Source organism: Bradyrhizobium sp. OK095 (genome assembly GCF_900109945.1).
Classification (GTDB): domain Bacteria; phylum Pseudomonadota; class Alphaproteobacteria; order Rhizobiales; family Xanthobacteraceae; genus Bradyrhizobium.
Genome location: NZ_FOBX01000002.1, coordinates 582366 through 608827 on the forward strand (window position 1 = coordinate 582366; position 26462 = coordinate 608827).

The following is a 26462-nucleotide window of genomic DNA, read 5'->3' on the forward strand; positions in this document are numbered from 1 at the left end:
GTCAGCAGCATGGCCCCGAGAGCCTCGGGTCTCGCCTCCCGGAGTCTTACGTGCTCAGCGGTAAACGCGCATTGCGCAATGTCCGTGAAAACCGCAATCGCGCGGAACTTCACGACAGTTGCAATATCGTTGCTTGCAACAGGAGGCCTTAGCTTGCGATCACGCCGCCACGCTTGATCAGCTCTTTGCCGACTGCGGTGAGATGCACCTGATCCGGACCGTCGCCGATGCGGATGAAGCGGGCGTAGACATAGGCGCGCGCGAGGAACGTATCCTGCGAGACGCCGGCGGCGCCGTGAATCTGGATGGCGCGGTCGATGACGCGCGCGGCCATGCTGGGCACCACGATCTTGGCTGCCGCGATCAAATCGCGCGCGGCCTTGTTGCCTTCGCGGTCCATCTTGTCGGCGGCTTGCAGCGTGAGCAGCCGCGCCTGCGCAATCTCGCAGAAGGAGTGCGCAATGTCCTCGCGCACCGAGCCCTGCTCGGCGAGCGGCTTGCCGAAGGCGACACGGGACACCGAGCGCTGGCACATCAACTCCAGCGCGCGCTGGGCGCAGCCGATCAGCCGCATGCAATGGTGGATGCGGCCGGGGCCGAGCCGCCCCTGCGCGATCTCGAAGCCGCGGCCCTCGCCGAGCAGGATATTCTCGGCGGGCACGCGGACGTTCTCGTAGACGATCTCGGGATGGCCGACCGGCGCATCGTCATAGCCGTAGGTGAGCATGTCGCGGACGATGCGCACGCCGGGTGTATTCTTCGGCACCAGGATCATGGATTGCTGGCGATGGCGATCGGGATCGTCGGGCGCCGTCTTGCCCATCACGATCAGGATCTCGCAATCCTCGTTCATCGCGCCCGAGGTAAACCACTTTCGCCCGTTGATGACGTAGTCGCCGCCGTCGCGCCTGATCTGGCACTGGATGTTGGTCGCATCGCTGGAGGCAACCTGCGGCTCGGTCATCGAGAAGCCGGAGCGGATGCGCCCCTCCAGCAGTGGTTTTAGCCAGCGTTCCTGCTGCGCCGGCGTGCCGTAGTTTGCGAGTACCTCCATGTTGCCGACATCGGGGGCCGAGCAGTTGAACACTTCGGGCGCCCAGAGGATGCGGCCCATGATCTCCTTCACGGGCGCGTAGTCGAGATTGGTCATGCTTGAATTGTTAAGATCTGGGCCGTGCTCACCCGAGAGAAACAGGTTCCAGAGCCCCTGCTCGCGCGCCAGCCGCTTCAGGTCCTGGAGCACCTGAGGCGTCCGGTAGCGCGCGGCTTCCGGTTTCACCTGCTCGTAATAGACCTCCTCGACCGGCTCGACATGCGTCCGCATGAACTTGCGGACGCGCTCCTGAAGCTCCAGCGAACGCGCGGAGTGTTGAAAGTCCATGATGATCTCCTGTTCGCCCTACGCAATGAAGGTGCCTCTTCCCTTCTCCCCTTGTGGGAGAAGGTGGCGCGAAGCGCCGGATGAGGGGTTGTATCCGCGGGTTCAAATGTAAAGACGACTCGCGGACAGACACCCCTCACCCGGCTCGCATCTTCGATGCGATCCACCCTCTCCCACAAGGGGCGAGGGTGCACCGCCTCTGCGGCCACCCTTCAATTGCCGCCTCACGTCCCCCGCAGCAGCTCGCTCGCCACGATCCAGTCGTTGCCGTCGAACTGGAGGATATAGCCGTCCTTGATCGGGCGGAAATCCTGCGGCGTGGTGTTGAGGGTGATGCCGGGCATCAACAGCGACAGCGGCACGTTCTTCAGGTTCGATGCCTGCGCCATGATGTTCTCACGCGTCAGATTGTCCTTGCACTGTTTGAGCAGCACCACCAGCGCCTCCGCGACGGTGTAGCCATAGAGGCCGGCGACGTTGTTGATGTCGGCATTGGGCAGGTGCTTCTTCATGAAGTCGATATAGGCCACCATCGCCGGATCGTCCTTGGGTTGCTCGACGAACGGCTTCAGCGAGCCGAGCGACAGCACGCCCTTGCCGGCATCGAGGCCGGCCGGCACCATCACGGTTGCCTTGTTGGCGCAGCCGGAGGCGAGGAAGCGTGTCGCCTGCCAGCCGACTTCATACGCCTTCCGGATCGCCTGCGCGCAGGCGCGCGGCGTCACCGAATAGATCATGAAGATTTCGGCCTTGGTATTGGCGAGCGTCAGCACCTGGGAATCGACCGTCGGATCAGTCACCTCGAAGCTCGAGGCCATCGCGATCGCCTTGTCCGCATCGGCACCAAGCGCTTCCTTGACGCCGCGCAGATATTCCTTGCCGGCGTCATCGTTCTGATAAAGCACCGCAAAGCGCGCGTTCGGGTTCTTGGCGCGAGCATAGGCGACGTCGATCGCGGCCTCGCTGGTGTAGTTTGGCGCCCAGGGCAGCGCCATCGACCACGGCATGTTGGCAGGGTCGTTCCACTTCGAGGCCGAGCTGATCAGGAACAGCTGCGGCACCTTGTTGCTGTTGAGATATTTTGCGATCGCCGAGCTCGGCGCGGTGCCCATGGTCGCGAAGATGAAGGCGACACCGTCGCCCTCGACGAGCCGCCGCGCCGCTTCCATCGTCTTCGGCGGCGAGAAGGCGTCGTCCAGCGACAACAGATTGAGCTTGCGGCCGTTGACGCCGCCCTTTTCGTTGACCTCGTCGAAATAGGCCGAAATGACCCTGCCGGTGATGCCGAGCGGCGATGCCGGGCCGCTATAGGGCATGGTGTTGCCGATCTTGATCTCGGTGTCGGTGACGCCGGGACCATAGGATTTCTGTGCGGAAGCGGGCGTGGACAGGCAGGCGGCGGCCAGCACTGCGGCCAGGGCCAAAGCGGCTTTCATGGTTTCTCCCCGGTGATGATCGTCCACGCGAGGTGAACGCGCGGCGTGCTGCTTTATTGTCAGCACGCCAGATCAGCGGAGTTCCACAGGACGGTCTTGCGTCGAGTTGCTGATAGCCTAGCCGCGTCGCTTCAGACTGAAGCCCAGGCTCACCCAGCCCGCGCCCGCCATGATCAGGTCGATGCCGAGGAACAGGCCGAGGATATAGACGCTGTTGACCGGCCAGCGCGCCAGGATCAAGAGCCCAAGCAGCAGCGTGATGACGGCCGACAGCGCCACCCAGACCCACGGGCTCTCGCGTTTCATGCTGAAGGCGAGAAACAGCCTGACGGCGCCGGAGGCCAGCAGCGAGGCGCCGAGGAACAGGGTGAGCAGTGCGGCCGCGAACAACGGGTTTTCGAAGGTCAGGAAGCCCGCGACGATGTAGAGCATGCCGAGCAAGGCCCAGATCACGAACTTGCCCCAGCTCTTCATCTGGAATGCGCCGATCACCTCGGTGACCCCGGCGACGATCATCATCGCGCCGACCACGATCACGCTCGCCACGGTCGCCATCACCATGCTGCCGAGCGCGACGAAGCCGGCGATGAGATAGACCAGCCCAAGCGCGACGATCCAGCCCCATTTGGCATGCAGTGCCGCGATGCCCGAGCCGAGACTTGAAGGATGAGAAATATCCGAGGCACTTGTCATGGTGGCCACTCCTGCATGCGAAGCCCCAGAGCGCATCTTTAGGATAGCACGCGCCAGGCTGGGACAACAGCCAGCAGAGCAGTCCGTGCCCGCGCCAACATTGATGCAAATCAAGATCGAATGCGGCGCGTCACGCCCATCTCAGTCCGGAATGCTGAAATAGAACGCCGCGCCCTTGCCGATCTCGGCCGTGGCCCAGATTCGCCCGCCATGGCGCTGCACGATGCGCGATGCGATCGAGAGGCCGATCCCCGTGCCCTCATACTGATCGGAATCGTGGAACCGCTGAAACGCCGAAAACAGCTTGTCCGCCTGCTGCATGTCGAAACCGGCTCCGTTGTCCCGCACACAGTAGATTCGCTCGCCGGCTTCAGTCCAGCCGATCACCGTGATCAGCGGCTTCTCGCGGGCCCGGGTAAACTTGAAGGCGTTGGCGAGCAGATTGACCAACACCTGGCGCAACAGGGCCTGATCGCCGACGCAGGCGGGAATGTCGCCGACATGGACGGTGACCTCGCGGCCGTCATGCTGCCGTCGCAATTCGTCCACGACCTCGCGAACCAGTGCTCCGGTGTCGACCGCCCCCTTCGACAAGGGCTGGCGGCCGAGCCGCGACAGGCGCAGCAGCCCGTCGATCAGGCGCTGCATATGCTCGCCGCTTGCCATGATGGCGCCGACCAGCTTCCCGGGTCCCTCCGGCCATTGCGCGGCGTGATCCTCGATCAGCGTCTCCGCATATCCGACGATGACCGAGAGCGGGCCGCGCAGATCGTGCGCGACGGAATAGGAGAACGCTTCGAGCTCCCGGTTCGCCGCCTCGAGCTCGGTGGTGCGCTCGCGCACCCGCTGTGCGAGCTCCGCGTTCTCAAGGCGCAGGCGCCGCACAGCCAGCGCGCGCTCCAGCACGGGAATGACGACACTCAGCTTGAACGGCTTGAGAATGTAGTCGAGCGCGCCCGCCTTCATGGCCTCGACCGCGGTCGTGATGGTTCCGTCGCCGGTCATGATGATCCCGACGAGGTCCGGATCGATCTCCTGCGCGGCCCGCAGCAGCGTGATGCCGTCCATACCCGGCATCATCAGGTCGGCGAGCAGGAGATCGCATCTGGCCCGCCGCAACTCCGCCAGCGCGGCCTGGCCGTCCGTGAAGCCGACCGCCTCGTAGTCGTCCCCCGGCAGCGTATCGCACAGCGCCTTCATCTGCGCCACTTCGTCGTCGACAACGAGGATGCGGGCCTTCGAAACTGTCGTCGGCATTGTTCTCTATCCTGCCGCCATCGCGCCTGACGGGCCGTCAGGCCCGCAGCAGCGCGCCAGCGCCTCGCGCAACTCGCGCATCTTCGGCGGCTTGCTTAGGAGATAGTCGACGTGCGGCGGAATGTCATCCTCGGATGTGAGGCGCTTGCCCCAGCCGGTCAGCATGATCACGGGTGTCGTCGGCGAGGCGTTCTTGATCGCGCTTGCCACCTTGCGTCCGTCGACGTTCGGCATGCCGAGATCGGTGACGACGGCCGCAAAGGCCTCGCCGCGTTCGGAGGCGGCGTGGAACGCCGCAATGCCCGCGGCGCCGCCATTGGCCGTCACGACGACATGTCCCTCGGTCTCCAGCGTATTGCACAACGACCGGAGCAGCAGTGGGTCGTCGTCGACCAGCAGCAGCCGCAGTCGCGGCGGTCTTGCGGTCTCGGGCCTGTCCTGCGACGGCGTGGCGGACGGCGCTTCCGGCACCGGAAAATTCAGCGAGACGATTGTGCCGAGGCCGACCGCGCTGTCGACCTCGACCTCGGCATTGTGCCGCCTGGCGACGCCGTAGACCATCGCAAGGCCCAGTCCGGTGCCGCGCTCACCCTTCGTGGTGAAGAACGGCTCGAGGCAACGCCGCCGGGTCTCCTCGTTCATGCCGACGCCGTCATCGCCGACCTCGACCCGCACCTGGTCCGGGCCGCCCCCGCCGCTCAGCAGCCGCGTGCGCAATGTCAGCGTGCCACCGCCGGGCAACGCATCGACGGCATTGAAGATGAGATTGATCAACGCTTCCCTGATTTCGCTCTCGACGCCGGAAACCGCGGGCAACGGCTCGGTGAGCTCGTTGCGCAGCGTGATCACGGTTCCGCGGAGCTGCGGCATGTCGCTCCAGCGCGCCCGCGTCAAATCGGCGACCTGCCGCACCAGCTCGTTGAGCTGGACCGGCCGCAGCGTCAATTGCGGCTCGCGCTGCCGGTAGAACTCCCGCATGCGCGTGACCGTGTGGGCGACGTCCTCGACCGAGCGCTGGATCGTCTCCAGATAGTCGCGCGTGCGCACGCTGAGGTTAGGCTCCGCTTCCAGCAGGGATTGCGTATAGAGCGACACCGGCGAGAGCGCATTGTTGATGTCGTGGGCAATGCCGCTGGCCATCTGCCCGAGGGCGCGCAGCCGCTCCTGCTGCATCACAGCCTGCTGCGTCTGCCGCAAATCCTCATAGGCCTGCTGAAGGGCACCATGGAGTTGCGCCTGATGGGCCGCGAGCGCCACATGCTCGCTGAGCTGCCGCAGGAACTCGCATTCGCCACTGCTGAAGCTGCCCTCGTCCCTGCGTGCCGCAACAAGGGCGCCGAACACCTTGCTCTCCACCTGGAGCGGAGCGAGCACCATCGCGCGCAATCCGCCGCGGGCCAGCCGCATCGGAAACGGGAAGGATGATCGCGCGATATCCGGCTCGTAGACGAGCTTGCCCAGCATGCAGCGCGACAGGCCGTTCTCGTCGATGTCGATCCGCGCGCGCTCGGGCATGGCAAGCTCCATCGCGAGCGCGCCGCTCTTGAGCCCGACGCATTCCACCGTCAGGACGTGGTCGACGGTATCGTGAAAGCACAGGCAGGCGAAATCCACCGGCAACTGGTCCTCCAGACTGCGGATCACCACCTGGAAAATGCTCTTGAGATCCTGCCGCTCGCCGATCGCGCGCGTGATCTGGTGCAGGAGACTGAGCCGGGCGAGCTGGGCCTGCGTCTTCTGCTCGGCCTGCCGGCGCACGAGAATCTCGGATTCCAGGGCCAGGTTGGTCGACGCGAGCTGCGTGGTCCGCTCCTCGACCCGCTGTTCGAGCTCCTCGTTCAAGCGCGCGAGCTCGGTTTCCGCCAACATCCGCTCCAGCATGTCCGAAGACGCCATCTGCATCATCGCGAGCAGCAGGACGATACGTCCGGAAATCTTGCCGAGGTGAGCGACCATCGCCTCGGTATCGTGCGGTGCCTCCGAATACAACATCGCGACGTGGCCGAGCATAACGGCGGCGCCCATCAGGGCCAGCGGCCGGAAAATCCGGTCCGTCAGTCGCAAGCGCCAGCACAGGACAGAAGTGACGAGCCACAATGGCGGCGCCAGGATCAGCACGGGACGGGTGATATCGAGCAGGCCCGGCGGGCTATATGGCGGAAGGCGCTGGAAGATCACGACCAGCAGCACGGCCACCACCGCCATGAACAGCGCGAAGGCCGGAATCCCGCCCCGATCCCGCCGCGACGACCAGATCGTGGCGAGAATGCCGATCGCGAGGATGTGCGCCGCGGGCGGCCACGTCGCGGGCCTGAGGAATTCCCGCAACTCCATAAGGAACGCCAGCGACCCCGACCATTCCACGATCACCAGGACATGGAGGAACTCCAGGAAGAAGGTCGCGGCGAAAGCAATCGCGAGCCGCTTGAACAGCGGCTGTTCGATACGCGTCCCCGTATCCCAGAACAGCAAGGCCAGCAGCCCCGTGATGAGGGTGATGCCGGTATCCAGGATGGTGTGGAGCTCGGGATAGTCGCGTCGTCCGGTCGTCAGCAGCAGCGCACTGCCGACGCCGAAGGCGATCAACACGCCGACGACGCTGAACGACGAATTCACGGTCCTGGTTGCCGTGCCCATATCGCCACCGCGGGAAAGATCGCTTCAGAGACACAAACGATGCGAATCAAGGTCTGCAATTTTTCGCCCTTTTCCGCACCGCACGCAATCTATACGTGCGGGACGGCGGGCGAAAGCCTACCGCAGCACCGCCTTGCGCACATCGAGCACGGCCTGCGCCCATTCGGCGGGCCGTTCCTGCGGCAAATTATGGCCGGCCCCCGTGAACACGCGCCGCTCGAAGAAGCCTTCGAACTTGCGCGCATGATGCGCGGTGCCGGGATTGACGCCGTCGCTGTCGCCGTCGATCGCAATCGTCGGGACGCGCACCGGTGGCTGCGCGGCGAGCCCCGCCTCGATTCCGGCATAGGCGGGATCGCCCTCGACCAGCGCGTAGCGATGGCGGTAGGAGTGGATCACGACATCGACAAAGTCAGGGTTGTCGAACGACACAGCGCTTGTCTCGAACGTCGCGTCATCGAACGCCCATGTCGGCGACCACATCGACCACAACTGGCGTGCAAAGCCGCGGCGGTTGCGCTCCAGCGCGCGGCGGCCGCGCTCGTTGTGAAAGAGATATTGATACCAGAGCGCGGCTTCCTCCGGCGGCGAAGCCGGCTCCATGGCGCGCGCGATGTTCTGGATGTTGTAGGAATTTCCGGACACGAGCCCGACCACGCGCTCGGGATACAGCACCGAGACCACGCAGGCCGCACGCCCGCCCCAGTCGTAACCACCGACGACCGCGCGCTCGATACAAAGCGCGTCCATGAAGGCGAGGAGATCGGCGCCCAGCGCCGCCTGCTCGCCGGAGCGCAAGGTCGACGCGGAACGGAAACGCGTCGGCCCATAACCGCGCAGCCAGGGCACCAGCACCCGCGCGCCCGCCTGCGCGAGCAGCGGCGCAGTCGCAGCATAAGCGTTCACGTCATAGGGAAAGCCGTGGCCCATGATGCAGGGCCAGCCGTCGGGCGCGCCGTAGTCGAGATAGGCAATGTCGAGAACATCCGTGGTGACGGTTTTCGGCTGCATGCTGCGCACCTCACTTCGCGGCAGGATAAATCGGCTATCGCAAACGATCCAACCCCTTTTCGGCGTCGTTTCCTCACCAACACAGACGATCGAGAGGTACAACGTGGTCTACGTCTCCATGACCGGCTTTCGTCCCCGGGGCATCACACGACTGCCGACGTTCTGGTGGCGGACGATCCGATCGTTCAGGCAGGCGCAACGCGCACCGGGCAATCTTGCCACCGCCGCCCGGCTCGTCGACGGTGTCTACCATACCATGACGGTGTGGTCGGACCCGGCGAGCGTGCGTGCCTTCGTGGCGAGAGGCGCACACCTGAAGGCCATGAAGGATTTTCGTAAGCTTGGAGCCGGCTCCACCTATGGATGCACCTGCGACGAGATCCCGACCTGGGACACCGTCTACGACCTCTGGAAGCGTTACGGCCGCGAGGTCTGAGCGCGAACTCGGGCGGCCACGACCTTTGCGCGCGCCTCCTGCTCCCCTTGCCCGGGCGTCACAAGACTTTGCTGGTCGATCATCCGGTTGATGACATCGACTGGTTCCGCCCTCGCGCCCAGCAACTGGAACCCCGCTTGTCGCAGGCCGGAGGAACGCCTAAGACATGACTACCCGGCAGGTGATCCAAACGGCGGCGGCCAGCGTTTCTGAACGGATACACCAACCGAGGCTTCATGAACGCCGGTCTTCCAGCCCTGAGCAGGCCCGTACGGAGCAGACCTTCCGTGCCCGCTCGGCGCTGGATCCGGTTGCAACGGACACCATTTGAAAGGCCCAAGGCGACGGTGGAATGGGCTGAATTGATCGGACGTGTCGCGGTCCATGGCGATCGCGATGCCTTCAGGCTTCTGTTTGAGCATTTCGCTCCTCGCGTGAAGGGCCTCCTGATGAAGATCGGGACGGACGCCGACACCGCGGAGGAAATTGCGCAGAGCACCCTGCTTGCCGTCTGGCGCAAGGCGGCTCAATTCGATCCATCGTCGGGCGGCGCAGCCGCGTGGATCTTCACGATCGCGCGAAATCTGCGCATCGACGCGGCCAGACGCGCCGTGCGACAGGCGCGTGCCGACCAGCCCGGCTTCATCGATGAGGCTGACGACGTCGTGGACTCACCCGAGATCCTCATGACCCGGGGCGAGGACGTGTCGCGCGTTGCGGCCGCGCTGCTTCGCCTGTCGGAGGAGCAATCCAGGGTGGTTCGGATGTCGTTTATCGAGGAGCGCCCACATGCCGACATTGCCGAGAGCCTCGGTATTCCCCTGGGAACCGTGAAATCCCGCATCCGACTGGCCATGAACCGACTGCGAGACCTGCTGGACGAATCGACATGACCATCAACCACCACCCACCGGATGAACTGCTTGCCGATTTCGCAACGGGCCGGCTCGACGAGGCCGATCATCTCGTCGTCGCCGTGCATATCGCGCAGTGCCCGGCTTGCCGCCGCTTTGCCGGGGCCATGGAGCATCTGGCCGGCGCCACGCTTGAGGAGACCGCACCGGTTGCGATGAAAGCCGATGCGTTCGCGGCGATCGTGGCAAAGCTGGACGAGTTGCAGCCGGCGCCGCGCGCGGATGTCCCGCCTCCCGACGTCCTTCCGGACGATGATTTGCCGGAGATCTTGCGCCGCTGCCGGTTCGGCAAGCAACGCCGCGTGGCACCCGGCCTGAAGCTTCAACCGATCATTCTGCCGAGCGCGAAACAGTCGCGCGCGTTCCTGCTGTGGTCTGCGCCGGGCGCACGCATGCTGCAACACTCGCACTCGGGAACGGAACTGACCTGCGTGCTGAAGGGCAGCTTCAGTCACGAAGCCGGCCGCTACGGCCCTGGCGATTTCGATTTCGGTGACGGCGACGTCGATCATCAGCCGGTCGTGGGGCCAGATGAGCCTTGCCTGTGCCTGGTCGCCATGTCCGGAGACCTCGAATTGCATGGACTGCTTGGCCGGTTGATTTCACCCTTCGTCCGGCTTTGATGCTCGCCTCCGCTCGCGGAAGTGATCCAGGATCTCGCCGCCATCGTTTCCTTGCTGACTGATGCGGGAGACGAAGCATGAGCTGCGGTCGCGCCGTTCAAAGAGATTCGAGCATCGAGCGGTTGAGTGTCCTGCTCCGGCGCGCCGGAAGCGGCGACCAGCAGGCCTTTGCCGAATTGCATGCGTCGACGCGAAACAGGTTGCGGAAGACCGCGCTGTCGGTGTCGCCGTCGATCATCGATCTCGACGACCTGCTCCAGGAAGCCTATCTCAAGATCTGGAAAAACGCCGCGAGCTTCGATTCCCAACGCGCTTCGCCCATCACGTGGATGTGCACGATCATGCGCAACACCACCATCGACGCGCTCCGGCTGAAGCAAGTTGCAAGGGCAGACCTGGACGAGGCGTTGTCCGTGCCGGACGCCGGAGGGCGGGACCCCGACCCATTCGACTACGATCTCGTTCGGCCGATCGCGGCCGGCGTTCTTGAAAAACTTCCACGCGATCGCCGGCATCTCCTCTCGCTCGCCTATCTCGAGGGCGAGAGCAGGCTCAGCCTGTCGCGGCGCTATGGCGTACCCGTCGGCACGATCAAGACCTGGCTGCATCGCACGCTGGCCTCGGTCCGCGTCGATTGCCTGGCCTGTGTTTCGGGGGCGACCACACCGCAGCCCCATCCGTGAGCCTGCCGGTGGAGCGCTCCAGCAGGCCAGAAGACGTCAGGCATCTCATCGTCGTGCTCGGCGACCAGCTCGACGCCGACGGCGCTGCTTTCGACGGCTTCGATCCCTCCCGCGACCTCGTTCTGCAGATGGAGGTGATCGAAGAGACCTCCTACATCCCGCAGCACAGGAAGCGCATCGCCTATTTCCTCGCCTCGATGCGACACTTCAGGGACGAACTCATCGCGCGCGGGCGGCGTGTGCACTATGTCGAGATCGACGAGCACGGCAATACCGGGCGCTTCGAAACCGAGATCGCGCGGGCCCAGCGCAGGTTCAGGCCCTCACGGACGATCGTGGCCGAGCCGGGCGACTGGCGCGTCGCTGAAAAGCTGCGCCGTCTGCCGCAGGCGCCGGAGATCCACTGCGACAGCCACTTCCTGTGCTCGCGCGAGGAATTTGCGGCCTTCTCCGCGCGACATCACCGCCCGGTGCTTGAAACCTTCTATCGTGCCATGCGCCGAAAGACCGGGATTCTCATGGATCCCGCCGGACGACCCGTCGGCGGCGCGTGGAATTTCGACGCGGAGAATCGCAAGTCCTTCGGCAGGACCAGCCCGTCCATACCGCGGCGCCCCTCATGCCCGCCCGACGCGATCACGACGGAGGTGCTGCGGCTCGTCGCTGAACGCTTCGCCGAAAATCCCGGCAAGCTCGACGGCTTCGACCTGCCCGTCACACGAACACAAGCGCTGGCGCAGCTGGACGACTTCGTCGCCGAGCGGCTTCCGCGGTTCGGCGACTACCAGGACGCGATGCGATCCGGCCAGCCCTTCCTCTACCACGCGGTCCTGTCAGGTCCCTTGAACCTGCACCAGCTGCGGCCGCTGGAGGTCGTCCAGTCCGCGCTGCAAAACACGACCGCCCCGCTGAACGCGCTGGAAGGCTTTACCCGCCAGATCATCGGATGGCGGGAATTCGTCCGCGGCATCTACTGGCAGCGCATGCCGCATTATGCGGAAGCAAACGCGCTCGACGCCGAACTGCCGATGCCGAAATTCTACTGGACCGGCGAGACCGACATGCGCTGCCTCGCCGAGGCGATCGGTCACACGATCGACCACGCCTATGCCCACCACATCGAGCGGCTGATGGTGCTCGGACTGTTCGCCATGCTCCTGGGCGTCCGGCCCTACGACGTTCATCGCTGGCACATGTCGATGTTCTGGGACGCCGTCGATTGGGTCTCCTTGCCGAACACACTCGGCATGAGCCAGCACGGTGACGGCGGCATCGTCGGCACCAAGCCCTATGCTGCATCGGGCAATTACATCCACCGTATGAGCGATCATTGCCGGCAGTGTCGCTTCGATCCCAAGAAATCGATCGGCGAGGACGCCTGTCCTTTTACCACACTCTACTGGAATTTCCTGGACAAGCACCGCCAACGCTTCGCAGCCAACGGCCGGATGAAGAACCAGTATGCCAATCTGGCTCGCAAGGATGCCGGAGAGTTGCGCACGATCCGGCGCCAGGCAGCGAGCATCGCCGAAGCCATGACCTGATCCGTGGCTCAGTTGAGCAAGAAGATGCCGGCGTTGAGCAGGGTGGCAAAGGCGACCCAGGCGAGGTAGGGCAGGAACAGTGCCGCGGCGGCCCGATCGGCCTGCCAGCGCTCGGCGATAAATCCGATGATTGCCAGAAGCATGGCGACGATCACGGCCAGTGCGATGCCGGTGCAATGCCACGTGAAGAACACCGGCGACCAGGTGAAATTGAACAGCATCTGCGCAGTCCAGAGCAGCATGCCCGGGCCGCGCGGCGCCCGCTCCCAGGTCCGCGCGCCGGCCAGCGCGATCAGCACGTAGATCACGGACCATACCGGCGCGAAAACCCAGTTCGGCGGATTGAACGGCGGCTTGGTCAACCCGGCGTACCAGGCCCCGGGCAGGTTCGTGCTGCCGATGGCAAAGCCGATCCCGAACACAACCAGGATGAACAGAGCCGCTCTTGAATAGGTTACCATCAGCCAACGCCGCGCGTGATCAAGACAGGGGTCATCGCTTCAACGCTGCAGCGGCAGGATTGGATCACTCGGGGGACGCGGATCGACCTCGCTCTGCCCAGCCTTTATTTCTGCGGCCCGGACAGCGTGATCTCGCGCTCGGCGCGGAATACGTTGCTGTAGAGGTTGGCGATCCACTGCCGGCCGATCTCGGTCTTGTTGAGATAGCCGATCTCGGTCTGGATGTGCGGTGCGACGCTATTCCAATAGAACTGTGGATAGCGGTTCACGATGTCGGCGGGCGAGTCGTAGCCGAGCTGCCGATTCATGCCGACTTCCTCGAACTCGTAGTAGAGCGCATTGGCCTTGCGCAGATAATTGGGGTCGCCGAGCTGGCCGATGAAATCGGCGGCACGCAGGATCGAGGCTTCGTCGTCGTACTCCTGGCCTTCGCGGGCCGGGAAGCGGGTGCCCTCGATGGCACGGGCGACGCGCTCACTGTCGATGCCGCGGACCGCCGGCAGCCGTCGCCTCACGAAAAGCTTCGAGCGATCAACGTGATACAACATCAGACTGGCATCGGAGGCGCCGCGCGGCAGCGCCACCTTGGTGCCGGCATCGTCGATGATGAAGCCGTCTTCGTCATCCTCAGGAAACAGACCACGGACATAGCCGATATCGTGCGCAAGGCAGGCGATCAGGATATGGAGGTAGTCCTCCGCCGCAAGATGCGCATGGAGATTACGTCCCGTGAGGATCGCCTGAGCGGCCAGCGTCACCAGCATCGTATGCTCGATGTTGTGGTACAGCGCGTCGCTGTTGCCGATGCACTCCATCGCGGTGCGCGTCGAGCCCTCCAGCACCCTGGCAGAGGGCTCGTCGTACCGACGGCGCATGAAAGAGCCCAGCATCTTTTCCAGGGTTTCGGCCGCCAGTCGCGGTAACGTCATCATGGATGCAGCCCCGTCTGTCGGTGGTGTCCCACGCCAGCTCCCGACGTCTCATTTTCGTCTTCGACGCAAAGGCTAGCATAGCCCAACTTGGGCCGGCTCGCCAAATCCCGAAATGAAAACACGGAAATATGTTACGCTCCCGCTTCGCAACATCACGGTTGCGGTCACGGTCCAGCACACCCGGCGGGCCCGGGCAGGGTCCGGGCGGGCCAATGGCCGACCCCGGGGACGCTTGCACCGCGCTGCGGATGGCGGCGTCAATTCCCGCGCGCGACGCGCTCCAGCATGGCGTCGAAAGCAGCCTTGATCCGGCGGATGTAAGGGTCCTTGTAGGGACAATCCGGGTTCTGGTCGTGAACCAGCATGGAGGCATTGACCTCGAACACGACGAGGTGACCGTCGCGGTCGAGGGCACAATCGATGCCGAAATAGTCGAGGCCGATGCGGTCGCGGATCATCCGCAACATATCATAATGCGAGGCGCCAAAGACCTCACCGGGATCACGCAGGAAGCGCTCTTCCTCCTCCTGCATCCAGGCGTGCCGCGTCATCTCCGTAGCATCGCGATGCAGCTTCCACTCGTCGCCGATCGCCAGGTGATAGGGCAGAATCTCCTCGCCGACGAACAGGAATCTGTACTTGCGGAAGAAGCCGTCGATGGAGCGGTAATCGACATAATCGATCACGTAGCGATCATGGTCCGCGTGCTCGGTGAGAAACGCGATCAGCGCCGCATCGTCGTCGAGCTTCTCGAAGATGTCGCCGCCATGGGTGCCGGCCGGCCGCGCCAGCAGCGGAAACACAAGCTCGGAACGCGCGGCAAGTCCCTCGCCTGCACCGATGCGGATCGTGCGCGGCATCCGGCAGCCATCGATGCCGGCGAGTGCCAGAGCTGTCGCATCACGCGTCGTGCGCAGGATTTTCGCGGGATCGTTGACGACAGGCTTGCCGAGGGCATTCGCAACGGCGACAGCGAGAGGAAGAACCTGCCCGCCCTGGTCGGCATCGGAGACCAGGTTGACGACGACATCGGCTTGATGCGCGAGCATTGCGATGTCCGGCCGGCTCGCGGGCAATAGCGACAGGATGCTGGTCTCGTAAGTGCAGTCCTTGAACAGAAACTCGACCGGCGTGTTGCCGACGAAGGGTGCAAACAGCGCCAGCACCCGGAACGAAGGCTGCGATGTGATCGCGGGCTTGCGCAGGACCGGATGCGCCTGCGCGGCGCGGGTGTAAGCCGTCTGCGCCGCCTCGTTCTCGCCCTGCGCCTGCCGGATCGCGCCGACCCAGTAGAAATTCTCGGCCTGGGCCGGCGCGAGGACAATCGCCTGCTCGAAATATGCGATGGCCTCACTGGCCTCACCGAGCTCGAAGCAGACCTTGCCGAGCTGGCCGTAGAGGACAGCATCCTCGGGCGTCTCCTCCAGCAATTCGAGCAGCAGTGACTTCGCAATCTCAAACTGCCGGGTTACGACCAGCGCCTCGACCAGGTTGGTCCGCGACGGCCGGTGCGCCGGGTTGAGCCGGAGCGCTTCCAGATAGAGCGCGATGGCCTCTCGCGTCATGCCGCTGCGCTGATGGACGATGCCGAGATTGCACCAGCACGCGACGAGACGCGGCGAAAGACGCAAGGCTGCCTTGTAGTTCTCGCCCGCGGACGCGATGTCGTCGCAGAGCATGAAGGCGTTGGCGAGCGCGGCGTGGAGATCGGCAACGACGTCGTTGGCCGCGCCGATCGACATCATCACCGCGACCGCAAGTCCCGCCTGGAAGATCGCGATGGCATCCCTGAGCTCGCCGCGCCGGTAGTGCTCGCGTCCCCTCAGCAAATAGTCAGCAGCGTCCGGCGCACCGGCTGCCGCCGGCGCGAAGGCAATCGAAGTCGCAGTCATGGAATCTCCGCTGGAAGCGTTCCGCCGCGGAGATCCCGCAGACCGGCTTCAGCAATGATGACGAGCCAATATGTCGCGGCTCAGCGTTAACAAGCGCTTAATGAACGGACGTTCGCCACAGCCAGGAAACATGCCGAAACAAGTTTCCCCGCCTGGTTCGTCCGGCACGCGGACCGTAAAACCCCGCTCACTCCACCAGCAGCACGTCCACGGCGACGCCGAGCTTCTGCTTCGGCGAGCCGACGATGATGCCGTCGACCGGCGAGACGTCGGAGAAGTCCCGGGCGACCGCGAGCACGATATGGTCGTTGGCGACGAGGAGATCGTTGGTCGGATCGAAATCGATCCAGCCAAGCTCGGCCCCGCACCACAGCGACACCCAGGCATGGGTGGCATCGGCGCCTTGCAAACGCGGCTGTCCCGCTGGCGGAATGGTACGCAGATATCCGCTGACATAGGCCGCTGGCAGGCCGAGCCCGCGCAGCCCTGCGATCATCACATGGGCAAAGTCCTGGCAGACGCCGTGGCGCTTGTCGAAGACCTCGTTGAGCGGCGTCGAGATCACGGTGGCTTTGGGATCGTAGCGGAATTCAGTGCGGATGCGATGCATCAGATCGACCGCGCCGGCGAGGATGCCCGTGCCGGCCGCAAAGCTCGCGGCCGCATACACGCTGACCGGACGCAACACGGGGACCAGCGGGCTTGCAAAGACATAGCCGACCGGCGAAGACGGCCCGAGGCTCGTCGCCTCGAACGCGAGGTCGCGGATGCTCTCCCAGGGCGGGCTTGCAGCATCGCGCGCGGGCGGCTTGCGCGAGATGGAGACACGCGAACGTGAATCGATGCGCAAAGTGCGATGCGCGGTTTCGATCACGATGCTCTCGGTCAGCGTGCCGAAGAAGTCGCGGCGGACGTGGCGCTCGGACGGACGCGGATGAATCTCGACCTTGTGCGAGACTAGCTCCTGGCCATTGCCGCTCTTCGGCTCCAGCCGCAGCGTGCAGCGGGCGAAGCTGACCGGGCTTTCGTATTCGTAAGTGGTGACGTGCCGGATGTCGTAGATCACGCCAGCCCCGTCAGCTTTTCTGGCCGGCTGGCTTTGGGGCCGTGCGGGAAGTAGTGCAGACTGATCGCTTCGGCGAGGCTGAGCAGATCCTGCTCTAGCGAGAACAGCGTCTTGACCTCCAGCCTCTCGGCCTCGGCGGTGGCCAGCATCGACTGCACCGCGACCGCGAGCCGCTGCGGCTTCTCGATCAGGCCATGCTCCTTCAAGCTCGGAAGTGCTGCGATGTGCTCGTTCAGCGTCGTCACCTGGAACGCCACCGAGCGCGGGTTGTAGGGATCGAGCACCGCGAGGTCGCGCACCGGCGCCAGGATCGGCGCCAGCAGATAGCGCGAGCGATAGGTGATCTGGGAATCCACCAGCGTCAGCAGGATGTCGAGATCCTCGTCGCCGGCCTCGTCATAGGCGAACTGGCGAGCGAAACGCGCCGTGTTGATGGCGCGCTCGGTACGGCGGCCGATGTCGAGGAAGCGCCAGCCGGCGGCGCGGTTCATGTTCTCCTGCGCCAGACCTGCAAAGCTCGCGAGCTCCTGCAAGGTCAACTCGGCCGCGCTGACCACGCTGTCGTCACCCTCAACCTCAACGGCGAGGCGCTCGGCCATCTCAGTGATGACCTGCCAGGCATCGGGCGACAGCCGCTCGCGCAAGGAGGTCGCCGTGCGCTGGGCTGAACGTACCAGCGACAGCGCCGAGCCGAAGCGCTCCGGGCTCTGCAAGGCTTCGGCGACGATGCGCCCCGGCGCCGCGCGCGAGGTCTGCGAGATCGCCCCCCAGGTCACCAGCAGACGCTGGATGCGTTCGGCCGATTGCAGCGAGGCCGCGGTGCCCTTGTTGGGTCCGCTCGGCGAGCCCAGCGCGCGCACCAGCCGCAAGGTTGCCTCGGCGCGTTCGAGATAGCGGCCGAGCCAATACAGATTGTCGGCGGCGCGGCTCGGCAGCACGCCGGCGATGCGCCGGATGCGGACCTTGTCGGTCGCCGGCAACAGTGACGCGGTCGCGACCTTCTTCTCCGAAACGACCCAGACGTCGGCGGCGCGGGCGCCGTCACCCATCGACACCGCGCGCGCATCCGTCTTCTCGGCGATCCGGCAGAAGCCGCCGGGCATGATGGCCCAGCCGTCGGGCGTCGCAGCCGCGAACACACGCAGCACGAAGGGACGCGGCGTCAGCTGGCCCTGCTCCCAGACCGGCATGGTCGAGAGCCGCACCACCTCCTGACCGACATAGTCCATGCCGCGCGCACTGATGGAATCGATCAGGCGCTGGCGCCCGTCGGCATCGAGCTCGCTCGCGAGCACCGGAGCATTGCTGTCGAAGCCGGGCACGCCGCGCCCATAGGCGCCTTCGATCGCGACCTCGTCGAGCCGCGACAGCACTTCTTCGCGCGCCGAGCGCTGGCCGCACCACCAGGTCGCGATGTGCGGCATCTTCAGCTCTTCGCCGAGCAGGCGGCGGCTGAGCGCCGGCAGGAAGCCGAGCAGCGCGCGGGCCTCCAGCACGCCCGAGCCCGGCATGTTGGCGACGACGACGCCGTCCTTGCGCAGCACGTCGATCAGGCCGGGCACGCCGAGATGCGAGGACGCATCGAGCTCGAGCGGATCGAGCGAGTTGGAATCGACGCGGCGGAGCAGCACGTCGAGCCGCTTGAGGCCGGCAACGGTGCGGATGTGGATGCGATTGTCGCTGACGGCGAGATCGTCGCCCTCGACCAAGAGGAAGCCGAGATAGCGCGCCAGCGTCGCGTGCTCGAAATAGGTTTCACTGAAGGCGCCGGGGGAGAGCACGCCGATCCGCGGTTCGTCGCGATCGGCGCGTGCGCGCAGTGAGTCACGAAACGCCTCGAAGAACGGCGCGACGCGCGGCACGTTCATCGACTTGTAGAGATCGGAGAAGGCGCGCGAGAGCACCAGGCGGTTTTCCAGCGCATAGCCCGCGCCCGAGGGCGCCTGCGTGCGGTCGCCGAGCACCCACCAGCGGCCGTCGGGCCCGCGGCCGACATCGGCGGCATAGAGCGAGAGATAGCGCCCGCCCGGCGGCTCGACGCCGCAGACGGGGCGGAGATATTCGGGACTGCCGGCGATCGCGGCGGCCGGAAGCGCGCCCTCCGCGACCAGCTTCCCCTCGCCATAGATGTCGCGCAGCACGAGCTCGAGCAGCTCGGCACGCTGCGTGATGCCGGCGGACAGCTGCTTCCAGTCGGCCTCGTCGATCAGCAGCGGCAGATGGCTGATCGACCACGGCCGGTCAGCGCCGTCGCCGGGCGCGCGGTAGGTGACGCCGGCCTCGCGGAGGTGGCGGTCGGCCATGCCGAAGCGCCGCTCGACCTCGTCGGGGGCGAGCGCGCCGAAGGCGTCGAAAAAACGGCTCCAGACCGCGCGGGGGGCGCCGTCGGGCCCCAGGAATTCGTCGGGGATGCCGGGCAAGCGGCGATAGTCGCGGACCCATTGCGCAAGGCGGCGCTGGCCTTCACGTTGGCCCTCACGTTGTCCTGGCGCCTTACCCGCCTTGTCGTCCTGTTCGGCTGCGCCCTCGCCCATGCGCCTCTCCCTGCCCCACCCTCATACTCATTGCAGGAGCGGGGTCCGCAAGTCGAGGGTCAGCGGAAACTCATTTGTGCGTTCCTCGGGCGGCGGCTGCATCGGACCGGGCGTATGGCCGTGGTCCTGGAAGCGCGCCAGCCGCCGCGCCTCGGCCTCATAGGTGTTGACGGGCTTGGTCTCGTAGCTGCGGCCGCCAGGATGGGCGACGTGGTAGACGCAGCCACCGAGCGAGCGGCCATTCCAGGTGTCGATCAGGTCGAAGGTCAGGGGCGCATGGACCGGAATGGTCGGGTGCAGGCCGGAGGCCGGCTGCCAGGCCTTGAAGCGGACGCCGGCCACGGCTTCGCCCGAGCGGCCGGTCGTGGTCATCGGCAGGCGGCGGCCGTTGCAGGTGATGATGTGGCGGCCCTCGACAAAACCCTCCGCCTTGACCTGAAGCCGCTCGACCGAGCTGTCGACATAGCGCACCGTGCCGCCGGCCGAGCCCTCCTCGCCAAGCACATGCCAGGGCTCCAGCGCCTGCCGCAGTTCCAGCGTCACGCCGCCATGATTGATGCGGCCAAACGCAGGGAAGCGGAATTCGAGCTGGGCCAGATACCATTCCGACTCGAAGGGATAACCGGACTCCTTCAACTCGGAGAGCACCTCCAGAAAATCTTCCCAGATGAAATGCGGCAGCATATAGCGGTCGTGCAGCGCCGTGCCCCAGCGCACGAACTTGCCGGCCTGCGGCTCGCGCCAGAATTTTGCGATCAACGCGCGGATCAGCAGCTGCTGCGCCAGCGACATGCGCGGGTCCGGCGGCATTTCAAGCGCGCGGAATTCGACGAGACCAAGCCGGCCCGTGGTCCCGTCGGGCGAATAGAGCTTGTCGATGCAGATTTCGGCGCGGTGGGTGTTGCCGGTGATGTCGACGAGCAGATGCCGGAACAGCCGGTCGACCAGCCATAGCGGCGTCTGGTAGCCCGGCGGCGGCACGTGCGAGAGCGCGATCTCGAGCTCGTAGATGCTGTCGTGACGCGCTTCGTCGATGCGCGGCGCCTGGCTGGTCGGGCCGATGAACAGGCCGGAGAAGAAATAGGACAGCGCCGGATGCCGCTGCCAGTACAGCACGAGGCTCTTCAACAGATCAGGCCGGCGCAGGAACGGCGAGTCCGGCGGGCTGGAGCCGCCGACCACGACGTGATTGCCACCGCCGGTGCCAGTGTGGCGGCCATCGACCAGGAAGCGGTTGGCGCCGAGGCGTGTCTTGCCGGCGTCCTCATAGAGCCCGACAGTGATGTCGACCGCCTCGCGCCAATTCTTTGCCGGCTGGACGTTGACCTCGATCACGCCGGGGTCAGGCGTCACCTTGATCACCTCGATGCGCGGATCGAACGGCGGCGGATAGCCTTCGACATGAACCTGAATCTGCATCTCCTCGGCAGTCGCTTCGAGGGCAGCGACCAGCTCGAGATAATCCTCGATGCGCTCGACCGGCGGCATGAAGGCGCAGAGCACGCCGTTGCGGACTTCGATCGACATCGCGGTGCGGACGGGGATGGACGTGTTGAGATGCTCGGGCTCGACCTGCGGCGGCGATTCCGGACGTGCCGGAAGGCTGAACACCGGCAGCTTGCCGCGGGCCTCCATCGGGTCCTGTTCGACGATGTAGGGATATTGGTTGGGCGGGATATGGCCGAGCGAGCCGATCGGCAAGCGCAAGCCCAGCGGTGAATCGCCCGGCATCAAAAACAGATGACTGCGCCGCAGTTGCCAGCGCTCACTGCGCCAGCGCGGCGGTGCGTTCCAACGCTGCACCGGCAGCACGAATCCGCGTGGCGCGTTCAGCCCCTCATCGAACACCCGCGCCATGCGCGCGCGCGCCTCCGGATCGGATAATTTGGAGTCGGACGGATCGACGTTGACGGGAAGCTCAGCTTCCTTGTGGAGCCAGTAGGCGGTATCCTCATAAGCCGGGATGATGTAGCCGGGATCGAGCCCGAGCCGCAACGCCGTGCCCTCCGCGAACGTCCGGGCGTCCTTGACCTCGACGCGCCGCGGATTCTCGATCCTGGCAATCAGATCGGCATTCTTCCAGATCGGCACGCCGTCCTTGCGCCAGTACAGGCCAAAGGCCCAACGCGGCAGGCTCTCGCCGGGATACCATTTGCCCTCGCCGAAGTGCAGCAGGCCGCCCGGTCCGAAGCGCGTGTGCAAACGGCGGATCAGATCGTCAGCGAGCGCGCGCTTGGTCGGGCCGACAGCCTCGGTGTTCCATTCGGCCGCTTCGAGATCGTCAACCGAAACGAAGGTCGGCTCGCCGCCCATGGTGAGCCGAACATCCCGCGCGGCGAGATCGCCGTCGACCTGCTCGCCGAGATCATTGAGCCGCGTCCAGGATTCGTCCGAGAACGGCTTTGTGATGCGCGGCGCCTCGCGGATGCGCTTCACGCTCATGTCGAATTCGAACTCGACCTCGGCAAAGCCGGCACCGCCGGAGATCGGCGCAGCCGAGCGATAATGTGGCGTCGCCGCAACCGGGATGTGCCCCTCGCCCGCGAGCATGCCGGAGGTCGCGTCAAAACCGATCCAGCCTGCGCCCGGCAGATAGACCTCGGCCCAGGCGTGCAGATCGGTGAAATCGTTCTCGACTTCCGGCGGTCCCTCGATCGGATCGATGTCGGGGCGGATCTGGATCAGATAGCCGGAGACGAAACGGGCGGCGAGCCCGAGATGGCGGAAGGTCTGGATCAGGAGCCAGGCGGAGTCGCGGCATGAGCCCGCGCCGGAGGTGAGCGTCTCCTCCGGCGTCTGCACGCCCGGTTCCATGCGAATGACGTAGCGAATTTTTTCCGACAGCTGCCTGTTGAGATCGACCAGGTAGTCGACGGTGTTCGGGGCTTCGGGCGGGATCGTGTCGAGATATTGCGCGAACAGCCGATCGGGCTTGATGGTCTCGAGATAAGGCGCGAGCTCTGTCTTGAGATCCTGGGTGTATTGAAACGGAAAGGCGTCGGCATAGGGCTCGACGAAGAAGTCGAACGGATTGACCACGGTCATCTGCGCCGTGAAATCGACCTCGATCTTCAACTCGGTGGTCTTCTCGTGGAAGACGTAGCGCGCCAGCCAGTTGCCTTGCGGGTCCTGCTGCCAGTTCACGAAATGATTGGCCGGGGTGACCTTGAGCGAATAGCTCAGGATCGGTGTGCGCGTGTGCGGCGCCGGCCGCAGGCGGATCGTCTGCGGGCCAAGATCGATCGGACGGTCGTATTTGTAATGCGTGACGTGGTGCAATGCGACGTAGATCGACACGGGGTGCGGTACTCCAGCAGCTTTTTTGAGCAGAACACCTGACGTCAGTGCGATCAAGCACTAACAACGGGCAAACCGTGCCTATGCAAGGTGCGGGCCGCCCGCTTGCGCATCGCTATTGGGTACGCCGAAGGTCTTACGCCGCCGAGGTCAGCCGCTGCAGGAACTGCGTCACCTCTCGCCGGAGCGTCTCGACCTCGCCGTGGACGCGCTCGGAGGCGCTGTTGACGCGGCTGGCGACGCGCCCCGTATCGGCGGCGGCTTCGCTGATGCCTGTCACGTTGGAGGAGACCTGCGAGGTGCCGGCCGAGGCCTCCTGGACGTTGCGGGCGATCTCGCGGGTCGCAAGGCCCTGCTGCTCGATCGAGGTCGCGATCGAGGCGGTGATGCCGTTGATCTCGGCAATGGTCTGCGCGATCGCCTCGACGGCTGCGACCGAATTGGTGGTCGATTGCTGCATCTCGCCGACCTTGGCGCTGATCTCCTCGGTCGCTTTCGCGGTCTGGTTGGCGAGGCTCTTGACCTCAGAGGCTACGACCGCGAAGCCGCGGCCCGCCTCGCCCGCACGCGCTGCCTCGATGGTGGCGTTCAGTGCGAGGAGATTGGTCTGCGAGGCAATCTCGCTGATCAGCTTGACGACATCGCCGATCCGCAGCGCGGCATCCGCGAGCGAGCGGATCTCGCTGCCGGCGCGATTGGCCTCGTTCACGGCCCGGCCCGTGCTCGTGGTCGAGCCGCTCACCTGTCGGCCGATCTCGGCGATCGAGGATGCGAGCTGCTCGGCGGCGCTGGCGACGGTTGCGACATTGCGCGAGGCTTGGTCGGAGGCGTTGAGCACGCCGGAGGTCTGCCGGCTGGTCTTCTCGGCCGCGGCCGCCATCTGGCCGGCGTCGGATTCGAGATCGGTCGCCGCGCCCATGAGCGTGCCGGCGACGCCGTCGAGATGCGTGCCGAACTGTTTTGCGAGATCCCCGATCTCGACCACGCGGCGGCCGAGACTGTCGGTGCCGGAATTGATGACGGTGGCCGAACGGCGGAACGAGCCGGGCAGACCACGCGCGAGGATTCTTCGGAAATACTTGCCGCGGCTGGCATAGTCCATCGATGCCGAAGCCTCGCGCAGGAACGCATCGGTGATGTCGAGCATGTCGTTGACCGACTTCTGGATCGCCCCGATCCGCCCGGCCTGCCGCTCGCTCAGGATGCGCGCTTCGAGATCGCCATGCGAAGCCTTGCGGCAGACATCGGCCACTTCATCGACGGCCATTGCCGTGCGATGCTGGCACCAGACGGCATAGAAGAGCAGCGCGACGGTCGCGCCGAGCAGCGCCGCACTCGCGATTCCGGTTACACCGAGGAGCGAGAGTCCGAATGCAACGATAGCAAGAACACATGCGAGCGCGGTCGCTCCCTGCGCCTTAGAGAGAGAGCACAAATTCATCGTAACCGACACCCTGTTGCTTCAATAGTCCGACCATCGCGTCGAAACTCGCGCGCATGCCGTCCTTGGCATTGGCGTGCCGCGCCTCTTCCGCGCACAGCGTCTTGTAGATCGGCTTGATGCGCTCGATCTGCACGGGATCGGGCTTGCGACGGTTGGAGTGATAGCCGACGATATTGCCGCGCTCGTCGAACGTCGGCGTGACGTGGGCGAACACCCAGTAATGGCTGCCGTCCTTCGCCAGATTGACGACGTAGGCGAAGATTTCCTGCTTGGTCTGAAGCGTGTCCCACAACAGCTTGAAGACGGCGCGCGGCATGTCGGGATGGCGGATCAGGCTATGGGGCGCTCCCATCAGCTCCGCGTAGGAATATTTGGCCATGCGGATGAAGGCGTCATTGGCGTAGGTGATGCGGCCTTTGAGATCGGTCTTCGACACGATCAACTCCTCCTCACCGAGGAGATTTTCCACACCGGTCGGCCGTATCGCACGCGTCATCTGTCGTCCAATCCTCGCGAAGCGCCAACGCGCCGAAGGCGTCGGAGCTCGCGTCACTCTCAGGAATACGACAGGAAACATTAAGCATAGGTGAGGAAGGGAACCCGTGCGGCTACGTGGCCTCCGGTAAATTTACGGACTGGCTCTGTTCGTCCTGCAAATTTCCGCAGCGAGGCGCGCGCTTTGCTCGATCACATTGTCGCGCCGAGCACCCAGGGCGCGAACTCGGCGCCGCCGAAGTCAAAGCTCTCGCTCTTGGTCGGCTGGCCGGAGGCCGTCTTCAGGATCAGCTCGAAGATGCGCTGGCCGCACTCCTGGACGCTCTCCTCGCCTTCGAGGATGGTGCCGCAATTGACGTCCATATCCTCTTCCATGCGCTTGTACATGGGCGTGTTGGTGGCGAGCTTGATCGACGGCGCGGGCTTGCAGCCGAACACGCTGCCGCGGCCGGTGGTGAAACAGACGAGGTTGGCGCCGCCGGCGACCTGGCCGGTGGCGGCAACGGGATCGTAGCCGGGCGTGTCCATGAACACGAAGCCGCGCTTCGTCACCGGCTCGGCATAGCGCAGCACGTCGACGAGGTTGGTGGTGCCGGCCTTCGCCATCGCGCCCAGTGATTTTTCCAAAATGGTGGTGAGACCGCCGGCCTTGTTGCCGGGGCTCGGATTGGCGTTCATCTCGGCGCCTTCGCGCGCGGTGTATTCGTCCCACCAGCGCATGAGATCGACGAGCTTCTCGCCGACCTCGCGGCTGACTGCGCGACGCGTGAGCAGATGCTCGGCGCCGTAGGTCTCCGGCGTCTCCGACAGGATCACGGTGCCGCCGTGACGCACGATGAGATCGCTGGCCGCGCCAAGCGCGGGATTGGCTGACACGCCGGAATAGCCGTCCGAGCCGCCGCATTGCAGTGCCACGGTGAGTTCGCTCACCGGAACGGACTCGCGCTTGACCTTGTTCGAATCCGCAAGAGCTTCGCGCACGAAGGCGATGCCGGCTTCCACCGTCTTGCGGGTGCCGCCGACTTCCTGGATGTCCATCGCGCGGAGGCGACCGGCAAGCTTCTGCTCTTCCATCAGGCCGCCGATCTGGTTCACCTCGCAGCCGAGGCCGAGCACGATGACATGAGAGAAGTTCACGTGACGCGCGTAGCCGCCGAGCGTGCGGCGGAGCAGCGCCAAGGGCTCGTTCTGCGTCATGCCGCAACCGGTCTTGTGGGTCAGCGCCACCACGCCGTCGACATTGGGGAAATCGGCCAGCGGGTTGTCGCCGGTGAAGGGGTTCTTCTTGAAGACGTCGGCGACGAGACTTGCGACATGCGCGCTGCAATTCACCGAGGTGAGGATGCCGATATAGTTGCGCGTGGCGACGCGGCCATCCGGGCGGCGGATGCCTTCGAAAGTCGCGGGCAGATCGAAATTCGGCGTCGGTTTGACGTCAACGCAATAGGCATAGTCCTTGGCGAAATCGCCCATGCCGATGTTCTGCACGTGCACATGCTGGCCCGGAGCGATCGGAATGGTCGCAAAGCCGATGATCTGGCCGTAGCGGATCACAGGCTCGCCGACGGCGATCGGCTTGATCGCGACCTTGTGGCCGGAGGGAATGCGTTCGACCGTGGTGACGCCGTCGGCGACCACGGTGCCGGGCGGCAGGCTCGCGCGCGCAATCAGCACGCCATCATCGGGATGCAGGCGGATGACGGGGCTGATGGTCATGAGAGATCTC

General features: G+C 65.1%; 20 protein-coding genes. 5 read left to right on the plus strand and 15 right to left on the minus strand.

The window, feature by feature from the left end; genetic code table 11:
- Positions 1-148: 148 nt before the first annotated feature.
- The 6 genes from BMW89_RS07700 to BMW89_RS07725 form a co-directional block, all read right to left on the minus strand.
- The gene (locus BMW89_RS07700; protein WP_092024293.1) at positions 149-1381 is read right to left on the minus strand and encodes an acyl-CoA dehydrogenase family protein; all 1233 of its coding nucleotides are present in this window, start codon (positions 1379-1381) and stop codon (positions 149-151) included.
- A gap of 224 nt (positions 1382-1605) precedes the next feature.
- Positions 1606-2817 carry an ABC transporter substrate-binding protein gene (locus tag BMW89_RS07705; RefSeq protein WP_092024295.1) on the minus strand — a complete coding sequence of 404 codons (1212 nt, stop codon included), beginning with the start codon at positions 2815-2817 and terminating at the stop codon, positions 1606-1608.
- 117 nt (positions 2818-2934) lie between these two features.
- Positions 2935-3510, minus strand: a complete 576-nt coding sequence (locus BMW89_RS07710; RefSeq protein WP_177195901.1) for an HdeD family acid-resistance protein — start codon at positions 3508-3510, stop codon at positions 2935-2937.
- 141 nt (positions 3511-3651) lie between these two features.
- A complete protein-coding gene (locus BMW89_RS07715) occupies positions 3652-4767 on the minus strand; it encodes a sensor histidine kinase (RefSeq protein WP_092024300.1) in 1116 nt (371 codons plus the stop codon).
- A gap of 6 nt (positions 4768-4773) precedes the next feature.
- Complete coding sequence (locus BMW89_RS07720) at positions 4774-7404, minus strand: sensor histidine kinase (protein WP_092024302.1); 2631 nt, start codon at positions 7402-7404, stop codon at positions 4774-4776.
- A gap of 117 nt (positions 7405-7521) precedes the next feature.
- Entirely contained in the window at positions 7522-8415 is an 894-nt protein-coding gene (locus tag BMW89_RS07725) for an alpha/beta fold hydrolase (protein ID WP_092024304.1), read from the minus strand.
- A 103-nt stretch (positions 8416-8518) separates the two neighbouring features.
- Here BMW89_RS07725 and BMW89_RS07730 point away from each other — a divergent pair, with 103 nt between their 5' ends.
- The 5 genes from BMW89_RS07730 to BMW89_RS07750 all read left to right on the plus strand — a co-directional run bounded on the left by BMW89_RS07730 (position 8519) and on the right by BMW89_RS07750 (position 12615).
- Positions 8519-8851 (plus strand): DUF3291 domain-containing protein, encoded by a 333-nt coding sequence (locus tag BMW89_RS07730; protein WP_244547547.1) that lies wholly within the window; start codon positions 8519-8521, stop codon positions 8849-8851.
- Positions 8852-9198: 347 nt separating this feature from the next.
- Positions 9199-9744 (plus strand): sigma-70 family RNA polymerase sigma factor, encoded by a 546-nt coding sequence (locus BMW89_RS07735; RefSeq protein ID WP_092024306.1) that lies wholly within the window; start codon positions 9199-9201, stop codon positions 9742-9744.
- On the plus strand, positions 9741-10388 hold the full coding sequence (locus BMW89_RS07740; protein WP_092024307.1) for a ChrR family anti-sigma-E factor: 648 nt from the start codon (positions 9741-9743) through the stop codon (positions 10386-10388). The genes BMW89_RS07735 and BMW89_RS07740 overlap by 4 nt, the downstream gene beginning before the upstream one ends.
- Before the next feature lie 77 nt (positions 10389-10465).
- The gene (locus BMW89_RS07745; protein ID WP_092024308.1) at positions 10466-11071 is read left to right on the plus strand and encodes a sigma-70 family RNA polymerase sigma factor; all 606 of its coding nucleotides are present in this window, start codon (positions 10466-10468) and stop codon (positions 11069-11071) included.
- Positions 11068-12615 carry a cryptochrome/photolyase family protein gene (locus BMW89_RS07750; protein ID WP_092024309.1) on the plus strand — a complete coding sequence of 516 codons (1548 nt, stop codon included), beginning with the start codon at positions 11068-11070 and terminating at the stop codon, positions 12613-12615. The genes BMW89_RS07745 and BMW89_RS07750 overlap by 4 nt, the downstream gene beginning before the upstream one ends.
- Before the next feature lie 8 nt (positions 12616-12623).
- Here BMW89_RS07750 and BMW89_RS07755 read toward each other — a convergent pair whose 3' ends face one another.
- The 9 genes from BMW89_RS07755 to BMW89_RS07795 form a co-directional block, all read right to left on the minus strand.
- The gene (locus BMW89_RS07755; RefSeq protein WP_092024310.1) at positions 12624-13076 is read right to left on the minus strand and encodes a TspO/MBR family protein; all 453 of its coding nucleotides are present in this window, start codon (positions 13074-13076) and stop codon (positions 12624-12626) included.
- A gap of 104 nt (positions 13077-13180) precedes the next feature.
- Entirely contained in the window at positions 13181-14008 is an 828-nt protein-coding gene (locus tag BMW89_RS07760; RefSeq protein WP_092024311.1) for an HD domain-containing protein, read from the minus strand.
- A gap of 257 nt (positions 14009-14265) precedes the next feature.
- Positions 14266-15900, minus strand: coding sequence for a tetratricopeptide repeat protein (locus BMW89_RS07765; protein ID WP_092024312.1), 1635 nt, complete (start codon positions 15898-15900; stop codon positions 14266-14268).
- A gap of 187 nt (positions 15901-16087) precedes the next feature.
- Positions 16088-16966, minus strand: coding sequence for a transglutaminase family protein (locus BMW89_RS07770; RefSeq protein WP_092024313.1), 879 nt, complete (start codon positions 16964-16966; stop codon positions 16088-16090).
- The gene (locus tag BMW89_RS07775) at positions 16963-19500 is read right to left on the minus strand and encodes a circularly permuted type 2 ATP-grasp protein (protein ID WP_092024314.1); all 2538 of its coding nucleotides are present in this window, start codon (positions 19498-19500) and stop codon (positions 16963-16965) included. Before BMW89_RS07775 ends, BMW89_RS07770 begins: the two co-directional genes overlap by 4 nt.
- A 27-nt stretch (positions 19501-19527) precedes the next feature.
- Positions 19528-22797, minus strand: a complete 3270-nt coding sequence (locus tag BMW89_RS07780) for a transglutaminase family protein (RefSeq protein WP_092024315.1) — start codon at positions 22795-22797, stop codon at positions 19528-19530.
- Between the two features lie 136 nt (positions 22798-22933).
- Entirely contained in the window at positions 22934-24238 is a 1305-nt protein-coding gene (locus BMW89_RS07785) for a methyl-accepting chemotaxis protein (RefSeq protein ID WP_177195902.1), read from the minus strand.
- Entirely contained in the window at positions 24216-24737 is a 522-nt protein-coding gene (locus tag BMW89_RS07790; protein WP_092024317.1) for a PAS domain-containing protein, read from the minus strand. Before BMW89_RS07790 ends, BMW89_RS07785 begins: the two co-directional genes overlap by 23 nt.
- Before the next feature lie 191 nt (positions 24738-24928).
- Positions 24929-26452 carry a UxaA family hydrolase gene (locus tag BMW89_RS07795; RefSeq protein WP_092024318.1) on the minus strand — a complete coding sequence of 508 codons (1524 nt, stop codon included), beginning with the start codon at positions 26450-26452 and terminating at the stop codon, positions 24929-24931.
- Between the last annotated feature and the right edge of the window lie 10 nt (positions 26453-26462).